The sequence below is a fragment of the Acidimicrobiales bacterium genome (assembly GCA_036378675.1).
Classification (GTDB): Bacteria; Actinomycetota; Acidimicrobiia; order Acidimicrobiales; family Palsa-688; genus DASUWA01.
In genome coordinates, this window is record DASUWA010000005.1 from 98,996 (window position 1) to 117,807 (window position 18,812).

17 protein-coding genes are annotated in these 18,812 nt (G+C 66.3%); 11 read left to right on the forward strand and 6 right to left on the reverse strand.

From position 1 onward, the window contains the following. Positions 1-33 precede the first annotated feature (33 nt). Genes VFZ97_01640 through VFZ97_01650 form a run of 3 tightly spaced genes read left to right on the forward strand, consistent with a single transcriptional unit; the run spans position 34 to position 1,905 of the window. A complete protein-coding gene (locus VFZ97_01640; GenBank protein ID HEX6392112.1) occupies positions 34-558 on the forward strand; it encodes a molybdenum cofactor biosynthesis protein MoaE in 525 nt (174 codons plus the stop codon). Further along, positions 555-920, forward strand: coding sequence for a hypothetical protein (locus VFZ97_01645; GenBank protein HEX6392113.1), 366 nt, complete (start codon positions 555-557; stop codon positions 918-920). Before VFZ97_01640 ends, VFZ97_01645 begins: the two co-directional genes overlap by 4 nt. Further along, the gene (locus VFZ97_01650; protein HEX6392114.1) at positions 913-1,905 is read left to right on the forward strand and encodes a rod shape-determining protein; all 993 of its coding nucleotides are present in this window, start codon (positions 913-915) and stop codon (positions 1,903-1,905) included. Before VFZ97_01645 ends, VFZ97_01650 begins: the two co-directional genes overlap by 8 nt. A gap of 65 nt (positions 1,906-1,970) precedes the next feature. On the opposite strand, the gene VFZ97_01655 is transcribed toward VFZ97_01650, so the two are convergent. Together VFZ97_01655 and VFZ97_01660 are read right to left on the reverse strand one after the other, a co-directional pair. Then, positions 1,971-2,600 (reverse strand): HEAT repeat domain-containing protein, encoded by a 630-nt coding sequence (locus VFZ97_01655; GenBank protein HEX6392115.1) that lies wholly within the window; start codon positions 2,598-2,600, stop codon positions 1,971-1,973. A gap of 6 nt (positions 2,601-2,606) precedes the next feature. Further along, on the reverse strand, positions 2,607-2,831 hold the full coding sequence (locus VFZ97_01660) for a hypothetical protein (GenBank protein HEX6392116.1): 225 nt from the start codon (positions 2,829-2,831) through the stop codon (positions 2,607-2,609). A 168-nt stretch (positions 2,832-2,999) separates the two neighbouring features. Here VFZ97_01660 and VFZ97_01665 point away from each other — a divergent pair, with 168 nt between their 5' ends. The 4 genes from VFZ97_01665 to VFZ97_01680 are packed head-to-tail and all read left to right on the forward strand — an operon-like array spanning position 3,000 to position 11,756. Further along, positions 3,000-4,130 carry a PDZ domain-containing protein gene (locus tag VFZ97_01665; protein ID HEX6392117.1) on the forward strand — a complete coding sequence of 377 codons (1,131 nt, stop codon included), beginning with the start codon at positions 3,000-3,002 and terminating at the stop codon, positions 4,128-4,130. 7 nt (positions 4,131-4,137) lie between these two features. After that, the gene (locus tag VFZ97_01670; GenBank protein HEX6392118.1) at positions 4,138-6,831 is read left to right on the forward strand and encodes an ATP-binding protein; all 2,694 of its coding nucleotides are present in this window, start codon (positions 4,138-4,140) and stop codon (positions 6,829-6,831) included. Positions 6,832-6,836: 5 nt separating this feature from the next. Further along, the gene (locus VFZ97_01675) at positions 6,837-8,663 is read left to right on the forward strand and encodes a DivIVA domain-containing protein (GenBank protein HEX6392119.1); all 1,827 of its coding nucleotides are present in this window, start codon (positions 6,837-6,839) and stop codon (positions 8,661-8,663) included. A 48-nt stretch (positions 8,664-8,711) separates the two neighbouring features. Next, a complete protein-coding gene (locus tag VFZ97_01680; GenBank protein HEX6392120.1) occupies positions 8,712-11,756 on the forward strand; it encodes a UPF0182 family protein in 3,045 nt (1,014 codons plus the stop codon). A 146-nt stretch (positions 11,757-11,902) separates the two neighbouring features. On the opposite strand, the gene VFZ97_01685 is transcribed toward VFZ97_01680, so the two are convergent. Both VFZ97_01685 and lhgO read right to left on the reverse strand, forming a co-directional pair. Beyond that, entirely contained in the window at positions 11,903-12,568 is a 666-nt protein-coding gene (locus tag VFZ97_01685; GenBank protein HEX6392121.1) for an alpha-ketoglutarate-dependent dioxygenase AlkB, read from the reverse strand. A 9-nt stretch (positions 12,569-12,577) separates the two neighbouring features. Further along, on the reverse strand, positions 12,578-13,768 hold the full coding sequence (gene lhgO, locus VFZ97_01690) for an L-2-hydroxyglutarate oxidase (protein ID HEX6392122.1): 1,191 nt from the start codon (positions 13,766-13,768) through the stop codon (positions 12,578-12,580). Between the two features lie 12 nt (positions 13,769-13,780). Here lhgO and VFZ97_01695 point away from each other — a divergent pair, with 12 nt between their 5' ends. Next, the gene (locus VFZ97_01695; GenBank protein HEX6392123.1) at positions 13,781-14,500 is read left to right on the forward strand and encodes a hypothetical protein; all 720 of its coding nucleotides are present in this window, start codon (positions 13,781-13,783) and stop codon (positions 14,498-14,500) included. Here the strand turns inward: VFZ97_01695 and VFZ97_01700 are convergent, their stop codons facing one another. Beyond that, positions 14,501-15,517, reverse strand: a complete 1,017-nt coding sequence (locus tag VFZ97_01700) for an alanine racemase (GenBank protein ID HEX6392124.1) — start codon at positions 15,515-15,517, stop codon at positions 14,501-14,503. Between the two features lie 130 nt (positions 15,518-15,647). Between VFZ97_01700 and VFZ97_01705 the strand changes: the two genes are divergently transcribed. Both VFZ97_01705 and VFZ97_01710 read left to right on the forward strand, forming a co-directional pair. Further along, positions 15,648-17,033, forward strand: coding sequence for an FAD-dependent oxidoreductase (locus VFZ97_01705; protein HEX6392125.1), 1,386 nt, complete (start codon positions 15,648-15,650; stop codon positions 17,031-17,033). 46 nt (positions 17,034-17,079) lie between these two features. Further along, positions 17,080-17,655, forward strand: a complete 576-nt coding sequence (locus VFZ97_01710; protein ID HEX6392126.1) for a hypothetical protein — start codon at positions 17,080-17,082, stop codon at positions 17,653-17,655. Positions 17,656-17,676: 21 nt separating this feature from the next. Here VFZ97_01710 and VFZ97_01715 read toward each other — a convergent pair whose 3' ends face one another. Beyond that, positions 17,677-18,144: a MerR family transcriptional regulator gene (locus VFZ97_01715; protein ID HEX6392127.1), complete on the reverse strand. Its 468-nt coding sequence runs from the start codon at positions 18,142-18,144 to the stop codon at positions 17,677-17,679. Between the two features lie 36 nt (positions 18,145-18,180). Between VFZ97_01715 and VFZ97_01720 the strand changes: the two genes are divergently transcribed. Next, a complete protein-coding gene (locus tag VFZ97_01720) occupies positions 18,181-18,810 on the forward strand; it encodes a class I SAM-dependent methyltransferase (protein HEX6392128.1) in 630 nt (209 codons plus the stop codon). The last annotated feature ends 2 nt before the right edge of the window (positions 18,811-18,812 follow it).

Sequence of the window (18,812 nt, forward strand, 5' to 3'; positions counted from 1 at the left end):
ACGGGCGAGCGCCGCCGCCGTAGCATTGTCTGCGTGCAAAGCGCGGCCGCGCACGGACCGAGCAGGGTTGGAGAAGAGGGCGCGAACGTCTGGGTGGTACTGACTGATGCCCCCCTGTCGTACGAGCGCGCCGCGGAGTGGGTCACTCGGCCTGACTGTGGGGCCGTCGTTCTTTTCGGCGGAACGGTGAGGGACCATTCGGAAGGACGGCCGGGCGTTAGCGAGCTCGAGTACGAGGCCTACGAAGGGCAGGTGGAGCGCCGCCTCGAGGAGATCGCAGCGGAAGCGAAGTCGAAGTGGCCGAGCGTAGGAAGGGTCGCGCTCCTACACCGCATAGGCGTGCTGGCGGTGACCGATTGCTCGGTAATCGTCGCCGTGTCCGCGGGTCATCGTGCTGAGGGGTTCGAAGCGGCGCGCTACTGCATCGACACGTTGAAGCGGACGGTTCCGATCTGGAAGCGTGAACGTTGGAGCGGCGGCGAGGATTGGGGAACCGGCTCGGCACCGGTCGAAGAGGTTGCTTCACCGGTCGGGGATGCTGCTGGGGCGGGGACGTGAGCGCGTCGTCGGGTGTCGTCCTCGCCAACCTCGCGTACCTCATCGGCGCGGTCGTGCTAGCCGTGATCGGCGGAACCGTCGTGTGGTTGCGTCATCGACAACCGAAGTCGGTGGACGCGAATGTCGCGTCGTTCAACCGAGGGCTTCGCGCGCTTGCACCTGAGACTTTGACCCTCGAGCAACCGAGCCGGGCGGTTGGCGAAAACCCGGTGAGGATCCAGCCGCGTCCAGGTGGGCTGCGGATTATCCGAAGTGAGCCCGACGAGGTCGAGGGCGGGGACACGGGCTCCGGCGACATCGGGTCCGGTGACATCGGGCCCAGTGACATCGGCTCAGGTGAATCGGGATCGGCAAATGGCTAGAGACCTGGCCATCGACCTCGGCACCGCCAACACTTTGGTCTACTCGCGAGCTCGCGGAATCGTTCTGAACGAACCGACCGTCATCGCGCTGAACTCGCGCACTCAAGACGTGCTGGCGATGGGTCACGAGGCCTGGCAGATGATCGGCCGGACGCCCGGCTACATCGTGGCGGTGAGGCCTTTGCGCAAGGGCGCGATCACCGACTTCGACATTACCCAGCGGATGATCCGCCTGTTGCTTCAACGGGCAGGTGTGTCGCGCTTCAACCGGCCGCGCGTTCTGATCTGTGTTCCGTCCGCGATCACGGAGGTCGAAAGACGCGCGGTGGAAGAAGCCGCGAGAGGCGCCGGCGCGAACGGGGCATACCTGATCGAGCAGCCGATGGCCGCTGCGATCGGGGCCGGGCTTCCGATCCACGAACCGCTCGGCAACATGGTCGTCGACGTCGGCGGCGGGACGACCGAAACGGCCGTCATTTCCCTTGGCGGGATCGTCTCGCTCGAAGCGATCAGGGTCGGTAGCTTCGACATCGACGCATCGATCCAGACGTACGTCCGGCGCGAGTACGGCATCGCAGTGGGTGAGAGAACGGCCGAAGAGATCAAGCTCGCCATCGGTTCGGCTTGGCCGACTGACGACTCGGTGAAGGCGGAGGTTCGCGGCCGCGACCTGATGACCGGGCTTCCTAAGACTGTGATCCTCGCACCGGAAGAAGTCCGCGAGGCGATCGAGGAACAGGTCGGCGCGATCGTCGACTCGGTCGTGAAATGCCTCGGCAATTCGCCGCCTGAGCTCGCCCAGGACCTGATCAGCCAGGGCATCCACCTCGTCGGCGGTGGCGGGATGCTCAGCGGGCTCGACCGGCGGCTCTCCGAGGAGACGTCTCTTCCCGTGCACCTTGTTGACGCGCCGCTGGAGTGCGTTGTCCTTGGCGCCGGCAAGTGCCTCGAGGAGTTCGACGCGGTCAAAGACCTGTTCATGTAACGACGGCCGGCGTGGGGTTGGGGACCCCACGCTTCGGAGGAGGGCGGGTTGGGGCCCCGCCCGGGCTATGTAACAGTCCCCGTTAGGTCCTCCGCGGCTTGACGGACCTGCCAGTCGCGGTCCTCGAGCGCGCGTTGCAACGCTGCGTCGACCTCGTCGCCGCTGAACGGTGCCAAGGCGATAACCGCGCGCCGGCGAACGGCGGGTTTGTCGGTGGTCGCGTCGAGGATCGCGGGAAGTCCCGCCGGGTCGCCTATTGCGCCGAGCGCCGCGACGGCGGCTTCCCTGCACAGCGGCTCACGGTGTTGCCGGACGATGTCGGACAGCCTCTCGACCGCCGGGGCTGATGCCTCACCTAGCTCGCCGAGCGCGAAGCAGGCCGCTTCGACGACTGGCGCGTCGCGATCGTTCAAGGTTTGACGCAGCAGCGGAAGGGCTCGGTCAGGTTCGAGCGTTGCGGCGAGTTCGGCGGCCCGCGCTCGGACGCGGGCGTCACGGTCGCCGCTCGCGGCTCGGACATCCGGTTCTTGCAGGGCGCCCATCCGCGCCAGGGCGCCGAGCGCGGTTGCTCGGACCGACCCGGAGTCGTCCGTCAGTGCCTGCCTTGCTGCCTGCTGGTCTTCGCGGTGGCCGGCGATCGCAGCAGCCTTTCGCCTGTCACTCTCCCCAGCCTGCGGCTGAGCTTCGTTCGTCACGGGCTATCAGCCAGAGGCGGCGTGGTGGAAGAGAGCCGCGATCGCCCAAACCGCGATGCCGAGCACGCCGGCCGCGGCGGCGCCCAGCACGATGGCGACGAAGAACATGGTCAGCACCGCGCGGGCCCGTTCCCTGCTCCCGGGACGCTCCCAACGAATCGCATCGCTGGTCGCCGGCGGCATGCGGGCCGGCTCGCCCCACGGAGACGGTGTCGCGCCGGTCCGAGTCACCGGGGCCGCCTCCATTGAGCGACTCCCGGCATGGCAGGCTGTGGGGCCTCCGATCGGGAAAGCAGGTACGTGGCCACTAGCGATATGCCATTTGCAAGAGGGATGGCGACGAAGGCGATGGTACAGGAGGGTACGTGGTCGCGACGGCTGAACCCGTTCACTTGGATCATGACTGTCGTCCTTGTGGCAGTGCTTCTCGGGGATGGTCTCGCATGGCTGGCGCTCCGCGCTGATAACTACTACGTGTTCTCCCCAGGAACCGCACCGGTCATCACGACGAGCGCCTCGTGCAAGGACACGGGAAGCGGGAACCTGTCGTTTCCGAACGGGACCCCTTGCGCCCGCCTGGCTGTGCCTCCCAACCTCAGCCACCAGATCGCCGGTGGGTTGTTCATGGTCGACGTATACGTCGGGCAGGCGACCCCACTCGACTACCTCCGTTCCAAGCTCGGGCCGGTCGGAGCGCTCGAGGAAGGCACGCAACTAGTTCCGAGGAGAGCTGTGCTCGGCTCCACTCCACAGTCGCAGCTCACATGCCAGGACACCCAGCAGATGCAGGGTTCGACTTCTTCGGCCGCAGTCGTAGCAGTCCGGCGCCTCGGCTACACGGTCAACGAGAACAACCTCGGCGCCCAGCTCTATCAGATCCAGCCAGGCTCGGCTGCTGCGGTCGCCGGCGTGCAATGCGGCGACGTGGTCACGTCGATCAACGGCAAAACGGTTCACACCGCCCAGGACCTGGTCAACATCATCCGCACCCACAAGCCGGGCGACCAGGTCACCGTCACCGCGGACCGGACCGACAGCCAGGGCCGCAAGAGGACGGTCACCGTCACTCCTCATCTGACCGGGACGCCGAAGATCGGGACTCAGGCGGCGAACCCGCAGAAGCCGTTCCTTGGTGTTGTAGCGCAGGACGACACGACCTTCTCATTCCCGTTCGGCGTGAACATCAACGTGGGAGACATCGGCGGGCCATCGGCCGGTCTGGCTCTGACCCTCGGTCTCATCGACGTGCTGTCGGGCGGCCAGCTCACCGGGGGGCACCTGGTGGCCGCGACAGGCACCATCTCGATCGACGGAACGGTGGGCGACGTCGGCGGAGTGGCCCAGAAGGCGGTGGCGGTGAGGAAAGCCGGGGCGCAGGTGTTTCTGGTCCCGCCGCAAGAGTTCAATGCGGCGCGCCGCCACGCCGGCGGGATGAAGGTCTACGCGGTATCGACGCTGCAGCAGGCGCTGAACGACCTCGAATTGCTGGGAGGCCATGTGCCGGCGCCTCCGAGCGGACAAAATAGGTGACACAGGAATGTCACTTACCGACACGCAGATCCAATTCGCAGCCGAGTTCGTCACTCTCATAGTCGCGGCCTCAGGGATTGCGATCGCGGTTCTCAGGCCGCCAGGCGTGCGGCCGGCCGGAATTGTCATCGGGTCGATCCCGTACAGGGAGATGTCCAGCGCGGCGGCCTTGGCGGTTCTCGGTTTCCTCATCGCCGGCGCGGCGGCCTTCGCGCACGGGTCGCTGATCGTCACAGGCGACCCGGAGGGGGCGCTCGGTGTGGCGAGGATCGCGTCCGGGATCGCCCTTATCCCTCTGGCTTTCGCGTGGGGTGGGGGAGTCCGGCTCCGGATCCTTCTCGTGCTCGCCTTGCTCTGCTGGATAGCGGCGGGCGTCACCGAGCTCTACGACGTGTCCAAGTCCGGCCTGGAAGTCGACGGGCTTCTCGTTGCTGGAAGCCTGCTTCTCGGCGGGGCGATCATCTGGGTCAGCCGGAACTCGGTAGCTGCCAAAGTCGCGGCCAGCGCAGCGACGACCCTCCTGCTCGTGGTCGTTGTCCTGGCCGTCGCGCTGTCAGCGGTCATCTCCTCGTCGCTGCAGCGGGATGACCTGAAACAGCTGTCGTCGAGCGCGCGCACCGAGAACGCGCAGATGGTGGCGGTGGCGAACAATGCAGTAAAAGACGCCCGGTTCGGCGCTCTCGCGATCGGGACGACGTTCAACAATCCAACCAACGATCCGCTGATAGTGATCGGCAACGACCCGCCCGGTTCGCAGCCGCCCGCAGCCGCGGCCAAGCAGGTCTCGACTGCTCTCAAGACGCTTGCTTCGCTGTATCCCTCCGGTTTCGCCTATTCCGACCCATATGCGACAGTCGTCGGGGCGGCGGGCAGCATGGACAGCAGTTCGGCCGGCCAGCTGTCGAAGGACCTCGGTGTTCCCGCTCTCTCCTGCGTCACGGGAGAGACGAGTCAAGGTGTGTACGTCGAAGGAAATGGCGCATGGGCGGCCGCCGCATTCCCGATATGCCTGACCGGTGGCCGGCTTCTCGGCGCGGTGATCGACGCGGTACCGCTCGACTCCAGCTATCTAGCAGGTCGATCAGCGGCTGACCCGGTCCCGACGCTCGCGCTCGTTTCTCTCCAGTCGTTGCTGTCGTTCACTGGGCCCAGACCGTCGGCCGCCGCGCTGGTTGCCGCGGGCACACCCGGAGGGACGAGGGTCGTCGGGGACAGCCTGGTCAGCACGGTGCCAGTGTCGGTTGCCTCGTCGTCGCCGCCGCTTTCGGTACTGCTCGTGGCGCCGGCGACTAACGAGCTGTCCACACGCACACAGCTCTACCGGACCTTGTTCCTCATCGCTCTCGGCGGGACGGTGCTGGCGCTCGGACTCGCCGTTTTCGTCGGGGACCGGATCACGTCCGGCGTGCGCCGGCTCACCCAGGTGGCGTCGCGAATCGGTCGCGGGGACTCGGCGCTGCGTGCCGATGTGCGCGGTGATGACGAGGTCGCGACGCTCGCGGCGGTGTTCAACTCCATGCTCGATTCCGTCCAAGATCAGGCCAACGCTCTCCAAGCCGCGGCCGACGTCGAGACCCGCCTGCGGAACCGTATGGAGGCCGTGGTTGCCGGCATGACCGATGCCCTTGTCGCGGTCGACAGCTCCGGACGGGTGACCGACTTCAACCGCGCTGCGGAGGAACTCACCGGAGTGAGCGCGACAGCCGCGGTCGGGCAGTCGGTGGACAAGGTGGTGTCGGCGACCGGAGAAGACGGCGTCCCGCTCGGTCCGCGGTTGGTCGATCCTGGCCCCACCCCCTGGGCGAGGATCGCGTCCGTCGAATCACCGGAGAACGGTTCGGTCCCGGTCGCGGTCTCGTCCGGTGCCGTCAGGGGCCCGAACGGGGAGATGATCGGTAACGTTTTCCTGCTGCGCGACCTTCGCCGCGAGCGCGAGGTCGAGCGAATGAAGGACGAGTTCCTGTCGCGCATCGGCCACGAGTTGCGCACCCCGCTGACACCCATCAAGGCCTACGCGGATCTCCTGCTCCGCAAGCAGAGCGTCCCGCCCGAGCAGGCCGGGACCTGGTACAGCGAGATCCGGCGTTCCTCCGACCAGCTGCAACGGATCGTCGAAATGCTCGAGTTTTCGGCGTCGAGCGGTGCGGGTCGAATGCTGATGCGCTTCGAGCCGGTCGACGTTCGCGGTCTCGTCAACAGCGTCGCGGCGACTTGGGCGGAAAGGATCCCCAGCAATCTGACGATCGGGAGAAAGGTCGCACGGGAACTTCCCGTGCTTCTCGTCGACAAACGGTGGCTGGGAAAGGCTCTCGACGAACTGATCGGAAACGCGGTGAAGTTCTCGCCGAACGGCGGGCGGATCGTGGTGTCGGCGTCGATGGTCCCGGGGGCGCCGACGAACGGCGCCAGGAGCGGGAAGGATTTCGTGGAGATATCTGTGACGGACCACGGAGTTGGTATGGCGCGAGATCAGGCGGAGCGGATGTTCGGCGACTTCGTCCAGGGGGATGCGTCGGACACCCGTGCGTTTGGCGGCTTGGGGCTCGGTCTCACCCTTGCCCAGAGGGTCGTCGAAGGCCACGGAGGGTCGATCAGCTGCAGGTCCGAGATAGGACGCGGGAGCACTTTTTACATGCGGATTCCGGTGCCTGATCAGGCGGACATGATCACCCATCGCGACAAGTCGACCGCCCTAGGCTGACAGGGATGGTCCCTGACCCTGCCCTTACGCCTGAACTGATCCAGGCGAGGACCTTCACGTCAGGCTTTCGCGGTTATGACCAGTCGGAGGTACGTGATTTTCTGGCCCGGATCGCAGCCGAAGTGCGGGCATTGCGCGAGCGGGCCGATCAACTCGAGTCGGCTTGGCGTTCGGCGGAGGAGCGCGCGGCCAGACCGCCCGTGCTCGACGAAGACACATTGATGGCGGCCGTAGGAGACGAGACGGCTGCGATACTCCGCACTGCGCGCGCGGCTGCGCAGGATCTGCGAAATAAGGCCGCTGATGAGTCTGAACGCGCGGTCGCGGAAGCCAGAGAAGAGGCCGAACGAATCAGAGCCGACGCGGAGACAGTCCTCGTCGAAGAACGTAAGAGGGCGGAGGAAGCGGCCTCCGGGATAGTCGAGGCCGCACGCGGCGATGCTTCTGAACTCCTCGACCGCGCCAACGCGGAAGCCGAAGCCATCAAGTCGAAGGCGGAACAGGAACGTGCGCTCACGGTGGAAGGGGCCAACGCGACCCGGGAACGCATTCTCGAGGACCTCGGTCGCCGGCGGAGGGTCGCGACCGTCCAGATCGAGCAGCTGCGCGCCGGGAGGGAGCGACTTCTCGAGGCGTACGCGGTGGTACGCAGAACGCTCGAGGAGGCTCAGGAGGATCTCACCAAGGCGGATGCCGAGGCCCGTGCGGCCGCAGACGAGGTCGGTAGGCGCATGCAGCAAGAGCACCAGGAGGAGCTGGAGCACGACTCGCATGACGTCGAGACCGCCGAGGCGAGCGCGGTTGAGACTGAAGCAGCCGGCGAACGAGAAATCGACTCCGAGGATGCAACGGCGGTTCTGCCGGCCGTCGAAGCCGAGGAAGCTGTAGAAGCCGAGGAACCGGTCGACGCGGTCGAATCGGTGGCGAGCAGGACTAGCCCGGTCGAGGAGCTGTTCGCGCGCATCCGCGCGGGTAAGGACGAGCCCACGGTCGCGCTCGAGCGGGTGCTGTCAAGCGCTACAGGGGGCGAGCCCGAAGCGGGAACTGAGTCACCCCGAGACGCGGAGGCCGCCCCGGATGCCGCCGGGGTGAGCGCAGCTGAGACGCCAGCCGGGCAAGAGGACGTCGTGGCAGAGGAAACCGGCCCCGGCGAAATCAGCCCCGACAAGTGGCTCGAGCGTCGGGAGTCCCGACTCGTCGATCTCGAGACCGGACTGACCCGAAAGCTGAAGCGCGCATTGCAGGACGAGCAGAACGATCTGCTCGACCGGTTGCGGGGGTTGCGCGGCGAGCCGACGTCAGAGAATCTGCTACCCGACCTCGACTCGCACAACGCTCGGTACGCAAGGACTTCGGTGCCCGTCCTGGAAGAGGCCGCCTCGGCCGGCGCGGCGTTCGCCCGCGAGGTGGTCGGCTCGCCGAGGACGACTGCCGCGCCAACCGACGTCTCCGACCTCGCGACCGATGCCGCGTCGGTCATCGTCGTGCCCCTTCGCCGGCGCCTCGAGCACCTCATCACGGCCGGTGCCGGGGAGGAGCAGTCGGTCCTGGTGGAGTCCCTCGGGGCGGCCTACCGGGAGTGGAAGAGCCACCGCATCGAGCGGGTGGCGGGCGACGCCCTGGCGGCCGCGTTCTCGCGGGGAACATGGAACGCCACGCCCGACGGCACGCTGTTCCGCTGGGTCGTGGAGGACGCCGACGGGCCCTGCCCGGACTGCGACGACGACGCACTCGCCGGCGAGCTGCCGAAGGGTGAGCCTTTCCCGACCGGCCAGCCCTACCCGCCGGCGCACTCCGGCTGCCGCTGCCTGCTGGTACCCGTCAGCAGCTGACGGGTCGCGAACCGACACCGTTTTCCTCCTTGTAGGCTCGCCGACCGCATGCGAACCCCCGCCGACATGCCGCCTCGACGGCTGCCGCGCACCACCCGACGTGCCCGGATAATCATCGCCGCCGTCGTGGTGCTGGTGATCATCCTGATCGCCTCCTTGAGCGGACTGGCGCGGTTCTGGACCGACTATCTCTGGTTCCAGTCGGTCGGGTTCACATCGGTCTTCCGCGGCGTGCTGTTGACCAAGGTGCTTCTCGCGCTGGTCTTCATCGCCATCTTCTTCTTCCTCATGTGGGGCAACCTCATCCTCGCCGACCGGTATGCCCCGCTGGACGTGACCTCGGGCGGCGCCGACGAGCTGGTCGTGCGTTACCGTGAGTACGTCTACCCCCAGGGTCGCTGGGTCCGACTGGGGACGGCGTTCATCTTCGCCCTCTTGGGAGGCATCGGCGCCAACCGGGAGTGGAACAACTGGGATCTCCTCCGCTACCACCTCAGCTTCGGCGCCAAGGACCCGCAGTTCCACAAGGACATCGGCTTCTACGTCTTCGAGCTGCCGTTCATCAAGTTCTTGCTGGGATGGGCGTTCGAGGCTCTGATCATCGTTCTGGTTATCACGGCGGTCGCCCACTACCTGAACGGGGGCATCCACCTCCAGGGAGAACGCCGGGTGACCGCCGCGGTCAAGACCCACCTGTCTGTGCTCCTCGGCGCGCTCGCCATCATCAAGGGCGTCGACTACTACTTCCAGCGTCTGGAGCTTGTGCTCGACCGGAACCACGTGGTGAACGGTGCCACCGCAACCGACGTGCATGCGACCATCCCGGCGCGCACCCTGCTCATCGCGATCGCGGTCATAGCGGCAGGGCTCTTCTTCTACAACATCCGCCAGAAGGGATGGACCCTGCCGATCGCGGCGGTCGCGCTATGGGCGCTGGTGTACCTGCTCGTCGGCGACGCCTACCCGGCGATCTACCAGGCCCTGCGGGTCAGCCCTTCGGAGCTCACCAAGGAGTCGTCTTTCATCCAGCGCAACATCAACGCGACCCGCGCCGCGTATGGGCTCGACAAGGCCCAGGTCGATTCGGGGTACTCGTACAGCCCGACTGTGAACGGATCGCAGATTCAGGCGAGCACTCCCGTAGCGCTCGCCAACCAGCAGACCCTTGCAAACGTGCGGCTTCTCGACCCCGCGGTGCAGCTGAAGAACACCTTCGATAAGTACCAGGCGCTGCGCCAGTACTACGGGTTCAACGACCTCGACCTCGACCGGTACGTGCTCGCCGACCCGACCGGTCAGGCCCAGTCTGGCCAGCTGACCGCAACCATCGCGTCGGTTCGTGAGCTCAACACGTCGGTCCCGTCAGGATTCGTTAACCAACACCTGAACTACACGCACGGTTACGGAGCGGTGCTCGCTCCGATCAGCGAGGCGGGGGTGAACGCGGACGGCACGCCGAATTTCAGCCTTTCCAACCTTCCTCCGAACGGCAACCCGCAGCTCAGCCCCAACGGCTCGCAGGTCTATTACGGAGTCGGTTCGGACACCGGCGGTTACGTGATCGCCGCGTCCAAGACGCGCGAGCTCGACTACGAGAGCTCGAGCGGAGCCGAGGTGACTACCCGTTATGCCGGGCGCGGCGGTGTCGACGCTGGGAGCATCTTCCGGAGGGCCGCGTTCGCGCTTCGCTTCACGGATGCCAACTTCATCCTCTCCGGCCAGCTCACCCCATCGTCGAAGGTGATGTTCATACGGAACATCAACGATCGGGTGCGCAAAGCGGCCCCGTTCCTCAAGTACGACTCCGATCCGTACGCCGTGGTGCTCGACGGCCAGGTCTATTGGGTGGTGGACGCGTACACGACGACCGACAACTACCCCTACTCGCAAAACGCCAACACCGATCGCGTGGGAACGACGAGCGGGTTGTCCTCGACGTTCAACTACGTGCGCAACTCGGTGAAGGTCGTCGTCAGCTCGTACGACGGGTCGATGCACTTCTTCGTCACCAATACCGACGACCCGATCATCAAGGTGTACCAGCGGGCCTTCTCCGACTTGTTCACCCCGATCTCGAAGGCCGATTCGATGATCCCGGGGATCGTCGAGCACTTCCGCTATCCCGAGGACATCTTCCGCGTGCAGACCAACATGTACGGGCGGTACCACTTGACCGCCGCGTCCGACTTCTACACGCAGGCGCAGGCGTGGGCGGTCTCGCCGGATCCCGGGAGCGGAACCCTTTCGCAGTCCAGTCAGATCGGGCAGACGGTCCTCGGCAGCAACGGGCAGCTGCAGCCGGCTCCGGTCGCGAGGCTTCAACCCCAGTACATCCTCGCCCATCTTCCCAGGTCGACGCAGCAGAGCTTCATGCTGCTGACACCGTTCGTCCCGGTGTCGACCTCCGCCGAGCGGCAGAACCTCACCGCCTTCATGACCGCTTCCTCGGACCCCCAGGATTACGGCGCCCTGCGCGTATTCGAGACGCCGGCGGGCCAGACGGTTGACGGCCCGGCGCTCATCGCCAACGCCATACGGTCGAACGTGGCCATCTCGACTGAGCTCTCCTATTTGAACCAGAACGGGTCGACGGTCGAGCTGGGAGAAGTCGCCGTTGTGCCGATAGATCAGAGCCTTCTCTACGTGCAACCGGTGTACGTGGAGTCGTCGAGCAACCAGATCCCGACGCTGAAGGACGTGATCGTCGTCTACGGCGGTCAGGCCTACCACAGTTCGAACGCGTCGCTCGACAACGCACTTTGCCAGGTGATCAACAGCGATGGCAGCAAGCCGTTCTCCTCGTATTGCGGCACCGCAGCCGCCACCGCGGCATCGACGATCCCGTCGAACGTGCCGACTCCGGGAAGCAACGGACCCGGTTCGACCACCACCACGACACCGACCACCCTCGCCCCAAATGGTGGAATCCCACCGCCGCCGCCGGGGTCGACGGTCGCATCCCTGCTCAACTCGGCGAAGGTCACCCTCGACGCGGCTAACACGGCGTTGAAGAACGGCGACCTGGCGACATATCAGAAGGACGTCAACCAGGCCGAGATCTACATCGAGCAGGCCCAGACCCTGTCGAAGTAATTAACCCGGCCGGGCACCCCGCAGGCCCGGCCTCCTCGGGAGCATGGGGGCCCCTGCCCCATGCCCGGCCGTAACACTGACCCGACTGGGGCCCCTAAACCCCAGTCTCCTCCGGAGCATGGGGGCCCCTGCCCCATGCCCGGCCGTCAGTCGTGTATAGCTATTACGTCGCGGTCCGGCGGGGCCCATTCGCGTTCGTAGCCGCCCTTCTTGGCCCAGCGGATGGAGGCGCTGATCCTCGGGCCGGCGCCCCGAGCGACCTTGGGGACCGCGTGCTCCCAGTGCAGCTGGCAGGTGCCGCCCATCACGAGCAGATCTCCCGAGTTGGGCCGCAGGTCGATCGACTTTCCGCCTCCGGATGGTCTCAGAAGGAAAGGACGCGCCGAACCGATCGTCACGATCGCGACCAGGGTGTCATCTAGGTGCCGCAGCTCGCGGTCGGAGTGGAACGCCACGCTGTCGCGCCCGTCGCGGTAGTAGTTCAGCCCGACGGCGCCGAACCGTACGTGGTAATGCCGCCCGACGGCCTTGCGGAACGAGTCGAGCGCCGGATCGGGAAGGTCATCGCCGGACCCGTACCAGCGGCTGACGCGCGGCTCGTCGACCAGCCGGTCGTACATCCACCTGCGGTGATGCTGCCAGTCGACCGTCTCTGCCAGGCGCTCCATAAGGTCGTCGGCTCCCCCGAGCCAACCCCTCGAGACATCCACCCAGGCCCCGGCTCCGAGCTCGGTCCGCTCGAAGCCCGCGTCGGCGTGAACCTTCGCCGGGCCGCCGGCGAAGAGGCTGCCCTGGATCGGAGCCGTCGCCACACAGCCAGTCTAACCGAACACGTGTTCTACCTCGCCAGCGATCAGCTCGGCGATCGCCAGCGACGACGTCGCCGCGGGCGAGGGTGCGTTCCGCACCGTGATTATCTGGCCGCGCCCGCCCGCCCGGCTGATGCGGAAGTCGTCCACCAGCGAACCGTCGGGGTCGACCGCCTGGGCGCGCACGCCGGCGGGAGCCCGGATTAGGTGCGCGTCGTCGAGCTCGGGGACCAGCCGGCGCGCCTCGTTCGCGAAAACCCGTTTGGAAAAAGAGCCGCGCAGCTCGCTCACTCCCGCCCTCCAGTGCCTCCGGGCCATCGCCTTGAAGCCCGGATACCGCAGCGCGTCGGCGGTGTCCCTCAACGACACGTCCCGCCTGCGGTAGCCCTCCCTCGACAGAGCCAGGACCGCGTTCGGCCCGACGTCCACGCCGCCGGCAATCCTTCTGGTCAGGTGAACCCCGAGGAACGGATAGGCCGGATCGGGCACGGGATATATCAATCCCCGGACGAGGTGCTCTGCGGCAGTGGACAGCCGCCAGTATTCGCCGCGGAAAGGGATGATCGCCGGCCCGTCAACGTCGCCCGCGAGCTTGGCGATCCGATCGGTTTGAAGACCCGCGCAGATCACTGCGCGGTCCGCCTTGACCTCGCCGGCGGGGCCGGAGAAGACGACTTCCGTCGGCGTGCTGCGAACCCCGGTCACCTCGAAACCGAGCCGCACGTCGATGTCTCTGGCCAGACCGCGGGCGACTTGTGCAAAGTCGACGATCGCGGTGCGCGGCGAGTGCAGCGCGGCGACGCCTTTCGCGTGAGGTTCCGCGTCGGCGAGGGCGGAGGAGTCGAGCCAGCGAATGTCGGGGACCGAGTTCTCGAATGCCCTGCGCTCTATCTCCCTCAGCAGGGGAACTTCTCGAGAGTCCCGGGCGACCACGACCTTCCCGCACTCCTCGTACGGGATCCCGTTCCGCTCGCAGTAATCCTTCAGCAAGGTGCGGCCTCTGGTGCAGAGTTGAGCCTTCAGCGACCCCGGCGGGTAGTAAACACCTGCATGCACGACGCCCGAGTTGTGAGAGGTCTGGTGGCCGGCGACGACGGGCTCTTTTTCCAGCACCGTCACACTGGCGTCGGGATTGAGCCGCTGAAGCTCTCGTGCGGTGGCTAGCCCGATGATCCCCGCGCCAATAACGACGAACCGGAACATACTGGTGCCATGATGCCCCAGGCGGTGGCCAGCCCGGTCGACGGCTACGTCGACGCCTTGGGGCAGGTGGGCGGGGAACAGGTATCCGCGGTGTACGCGGTCGGCTCGCTCGCCCTGGACGACTTCAGCGCGAAGCAGAGCAACGTAGACCTCGTCGTCGTGGGCGATCCGCGGCTCGACGTGTCGCAGCGAAGATGGCTGCGGCGCGCCGAGAGATCCCTCCGGCGGGCTGGCAGGCCCGCGCAGGTGTGGCACACCAACTGGGAGGAAGTAGCGGGTGGGCCCGACGCGGTAGAGGAACCTTCACCGCTTGCCACGCCGATGACGTGGACGATCCTTCGCAACGACCCGATGCCCCTCCGCGGCCCGGACTGGCCGGTGTCGTGGACCGATCAGGACGTGTTGCGTCGCTGGGCGCTGGAACGATTGCGCGCTTTGGCGGCTGGCCCCAACGGGCTGCTCGTGTTGAGGCGCGACGTCGGACCGCTGGTGCTGGAGGCCGCCAGGCTGGCGCACATGGCGATCACCGGCAGGGTTCTGTCGAAGTCGGAGGCGGGCGAGTCGATCACGGGGATCGTGTCGAGCCGCCACCGCCGGGTTGTTGTCGACTCTGTCGGCTACCGGCAGGGTGCGCAGACCTCGATGTACTGGGGTCCCTTCGAGCGCAAGTACGACGCACTCGCGTTGGTGCGAGATCTGCTGCATGCCGCCGACGACTCGGCCGGCAGTTAGTTACCAGCCTCGAAGATCGACCGGCCAGGTCTCGATCACTTGGTTTGTCGCGGCGTCGAAAACGTGAAGGCTCTCGTGGTAGGCGACGGTCGGATCGACATGGGCCGGGACGACGCGCACTTTGTCTCCGATTCTGGGTAGCGCCTTGCCTTCGGGGGGTGAAAACGTCACATGCTCGTCGGAGCAGAACCACACCAGCCCGCCGTCGAGCATCGACGGATTGCCGTGGTCCATTCCCAGGGCCTTGAGCCCGCAATCGGCGACGGCCCATCCGGACTTGTTCACCGATATAACAGTGGCGATCACGGTTAGCGCATTGGCGAATGGCAGTCCGAGGGTGGCGTAAGCGGTGTCCATAAGCGCGTACGACCCTGCCTGGATCTCGGTCGCGACGGCGTTGATGTCGTAGCTACCGGTGCCGCCAGCGGACACGATCTCCCCGCCGACCTCCTCGTGGGCCTTGGCCAGTATGGCCATGGCGTCCTCCACCTGGCGGGTCCGCTCGGCGCGGTCGGCCAGGCCGACCGCGTGACCCTCATATCCCATCACGCCGCGTACGCCGAGCCCCGCTCGGCGGGCGGTGTCGGCGAGCGCGCCGGCTTCAGACGGATCGCAGCCGCACCGAGGAAGGCCGACGTTCACGTCGATGAGAACTTCGGGGATGCCCGCGGCCCGAGCGGCTTCGAGGGTTTCGGGCGAATCGATCGCAATACTGATCCTGGCGCGGTCGTTGAGACCTGAGAGCCGCTTTGCGTCGACAACCTCGTTGGCAAGGAGGAGGTCCTCACCCAGGCTGGCGGCCGCCATGCCCTCCATCTCTCTGAGGGTGGCGCAGCAGAAGTTCGCGTGCCCGGCTTCGGCCTGCCGGCGGGCGAGTTCGGTGCATTTGTGCGCTTTGACGTGGGGGCGCAACCGGGTCCCTGGTAATGCCTCTGACATCGTGGCAATGTTGTCCCGGAAGGCGGCGGCGTCAACGAGGAGCGCCGGCGTTTGAAGATCGTCAATCTGGGGCGGCACTGAGCCAGACCTTAGTTGTCCGGTAGTTGTCCGGCCCCAGCGCAGGTGCGTGGAGCGTTCGTTCGTGTCCTTCGCTACAGTTGGCGCCGTTAGGGGTGGCAGGCGCTCTGAAGATCGGGGGGTTTCGTTTTTGCACCTTGTTGCCGTCGGGGGTAGCGACGCGGGCGTAAGCGCGGCGCTCAGGGCGCGCCACGTGGCGCCTTCCGTCGACTTAACGGTCATTTCGGCTGAGCCGGTGGCGAACTTCTCTACCAGCGGCATTCCGTTCTTCTTGTCGGGAGAGGTTCCCGATGCGGGGAGCCTGGCCGGCCAGGCAGGGTCCGGTCTCGAGGAGGCAGGTGTCGACCTGCTCCTCGATTCCACGGTGTTGTTCATAGACGCCGAAGCCCGGAAGGTCACCCTTCGCGACTCGAAAGGGCGGGAATCGGCCATCTCGTACGACGAGTTGATACTTGCGACGGGGGCGCTACCGGAGATCCCCGATATCGAGGGGCTATGCGGTGAGGACGGGCTGAGGCCCGAGGATGGCGTCCACGTCGTGCGCTCGGTCACCGACACTCTGGCGGTCGCACGGACCTTGTCCCGAATCGAACCCCAGACCGCCGTGATCATCGGAGCCGGGTATGTCGGAGTGGAGCTGGCGGAGGCGTTCGCGCTGCGCGGCATGTCGGTGACGCTCCTCGAGAGTCGCGCGGAGGTGCTCTCGGTAGTCGACCGAGCGATCGGCGCGATGGTGCGGGGCCAGCTCGAAGAACGCGGGGTCGAGGTGCTGACCGGAACCGCGCCGCGCAGCATCAGGCCTACCGGTCGGGACGAGGGCCGTTTTCGAATCGAGGCAATGCGAGGCGAGAACGTCCTGGCCCGGCGGGCCGACATCGTGCTCCTGGCGGCGGGCACCCTGCCGAACTCCGAGTTGGCAAGGTCGATCGGGGCGAAGCTCGGCAGGTCGGGCGCCGTGAGCGTGGATGGGGGCATGCGGACTTCGGTTCCTCATGTCTTCGCGGCCGGAGACTGCGCAGTCACCCACCACCGACTGCTTGGGGACGCCTATCTCCCTTACGGGACCACCGCGCACAAGCAGGGTCGCGTTGCCGGCGAGAACGCCGCCGGGGGATCGCGCAGGTTCTCGGGCACGCTGGGGACGCAGCTGGTGAAGGTGTTCGACCACGCTGTCGGGCGCACCGGGTTGCTCGATGCCGAGGCGCTCGCGGCCGGGTTCGATCCGCTCACCGTCCGCGTCGATACCGACGACCGCAGCTCCTACTACCCGGGATCCCGCGAGCTTTCCGTGATGTTGACCGGGGACCTGCGCACGCGGAGGCTGATCGGTGCGCAGTTCTTCGGGCACGTCAGAAGCGAGATAGCCAGTAGGGTCGACGTCGCTTCAACGGCGATCTTCAATGGCTTGACCGTCGATCAGATAGAGGAACTCGATCTCTCCTACACGCCGCCGCTTGGACAAGTCTGGAATCCGTTGGTGCTTGCCGCGGAGAAATGGCGGGACGACAAGGCCTAGGCGCAGCAGGCGAGGAAGCTGGATTGTTGGGGCGGCTGCCACCTGCGTGGTTGCAGCCTTTTCCGGTTGCTCGACGAGCCCGGGGGCGCCGAAACCCGAGGGTGTCACGGCCACGCCCACCAATGCGGCGCCGACCACCGTTGCACCCACGACCACCACGGTTGACCCGGGAACGCTTCCTCAAACGAGGGCGCTGCCGAGCCAAGACGATCCGGCTTTCCGAGCGCGGGTACAGGCGTTGTGGCGAGCGATCGTCGACGGCAATCCTTCCGAGGGCGCGCCTGCCTTCTTCCCCTTGCAGGCATACCTTCAGGTAAAGGCGATCTCCGACCCGGTCCACGACGACCAGACCAGGCTGATCGCCAACTACGACGAGGACATCCTGTCCTTGCACGCCTCGGTCGCTGCGGCTGGGGGGCAGGCGAGCTTCGAATCGGTCCAAGTCCCGCCCACCGCCGAATGGATCCTCCCTGGCGTCGAATACAACAAAGGGAGCTACTGGCGTGTCTACGGCACCGCCGTCACCTACATGGCCGGCGGTCAGCGGCACACCTTCGAAATCCACTCGCTCACCTCGTGGCGCGGCGAGTGGTACGTGGTTCACCTCGGGGCAATTCGCTGATTTTTAGCGGCGGATATTTAGTTAGGTCGCGTGCAGCCGCGCGTGGCTCTCCTCCCAGGAGAGTCCTTCGAGCTGCCCCTCGATGATCGACCTGAAGCGCGGGCAACCCACCGGCGCGTCGGCGGGACACCGCTTGGCGTGCTCCAGCGCCACTCGTGCGACCCGGAGGCGTTTCTCTTGCTCGGAAAGCTCGGCCAGCTTGTGGTCGACGATCTCTCGCCATGTCCGGCGTTGGCCACCGGCTACCAGCCATCCGATCTCGGCCAGCGTGAACCCGACTTCTTGGAGGAAGAGGATCGTCCCGACGTCGATAACCGCGGAGACCGCGTAACGCCGGTGACCGGACGCCCGAGCCTCGGGTCGGACAAGGCCGAGATCGTCGTAATAGCGAAGGGCGCTCGTCGTCACCCCGGTCCGTTCGGACAGCTCGCCGATCGAGAGCAGGATTCGCTTGCGGGATGATTTCGAACGGTTCTTCTCGGAGGGCATTGACTTCAAGTGTACTTGAAGTTGTTAACTCCTCCCGTGAGCTTGAAACGCCGTCTGATATGGAGCGTCGTGAAGCAGTTCCACAACCCGAGAGGAATGGGCGGGCACGTGGTCGGGTGGATCATGGCGCACCGATCGTCGAACGTGCAGCGCAGTCTGTGGGCTGTCGAGTTGATGGACGTTCAGCCGGACGACAAGGTCATGGAGCTCGGCTGCGGACCGGGCCTTGCCGTTGCCGCGCTCGCAGAGCGCGCCGATCGCGGCCTTGTCGTTGGAGTCGATCACTCGGACGTGATGATCCGTCACGCGCGGAGGCGGAACGCGACAGCGGTCGAATCGGGACGGGTCGACTTGGTGTGTGCGAGCGTCGAGCGACTCGACGTAGAGGGTGGTCCGTTTGACGCGGTTCTTTCGGTGAACAGCGTGGGCTTCTGGCCGGAGCCGGCTGACCGGTTGGCCGAGATTCGCCGGCTGATGCGCCCCGGCGGCCGGATCGCCCTGGTTTCCCAGCCGCGCTGCCCCGGCGCCGACGCGACGACGTCGGCCGCTGCGAGGAGGGAGTTGGTCTCGCTGCTATCGGCCGCGGGCTACGAGGTAATCAGATGTGAGCAGCTCAACCTCGACCCTCCGGTGGTGTGCGTGCTCGCTGTCAGCAATCTGAGTTAGGG

Excerpts from the sequence above, each read along its gene's own strand:
- VFZ97_01650 (HEX6392114.1), top strand. The coding sequence starts at position 913 with ATGGCTAGAGACCTGGCCATCGACCTCGGCACCGCCAACACTTTGGTC.
- VFZ97_01665 (HEX6392117.1), top strand. The coding sequence starts at position 3,000 with ATGACTGTCGTCCTTGTGGCAGTGCTTCTCGGGGATGGTCTCGCATGG.
- VFZ97_01670 (HEX6392118.1), top strand. The coding sequence starts at position 4,138 with ATGTCACTTACCGACACGCAGATCCAATTCGCAGCCGAGTTCGTCACT.
- VFZ97_01675 (HEX6392119.1), top strand. The coding sequence starts at position 6,837 with ATGGTCCCTGACCCTGCCCTTACGCCTGAACTGATCCAGGCGAGGACC.
- VFZ97_01680 (HEX6392120.1), top strand. The coding sequence starts at position 8,712 with ATGCGAACCCCCGCCGACATGCCGCCTCGACGGCTGCCGCGCACCACC.
- lhgO (HEX6392122.1), bottom strand. The coding sequence starts at position 13,768 with ATGTTCCGGTTCGTCGTTATTGGCGCGGGGATCATCGGGCTAGCCACC.
- VFZ97_01695 (HEX6392123.1), top strand. The coding sequence starts at position 13,781 with ATGCCCCAGGCGGTGGCCAGCCCGGTCGACGGCTACGTCGACGCCTTG.
- VFZ97_01715 (HEX6392127.1), bottom strand. The coding sequence starts at position 18,144 with ATGCCCTCCGAGAAGAACCGTTCGAAATCATCCCGCAAGCGAATCCTG.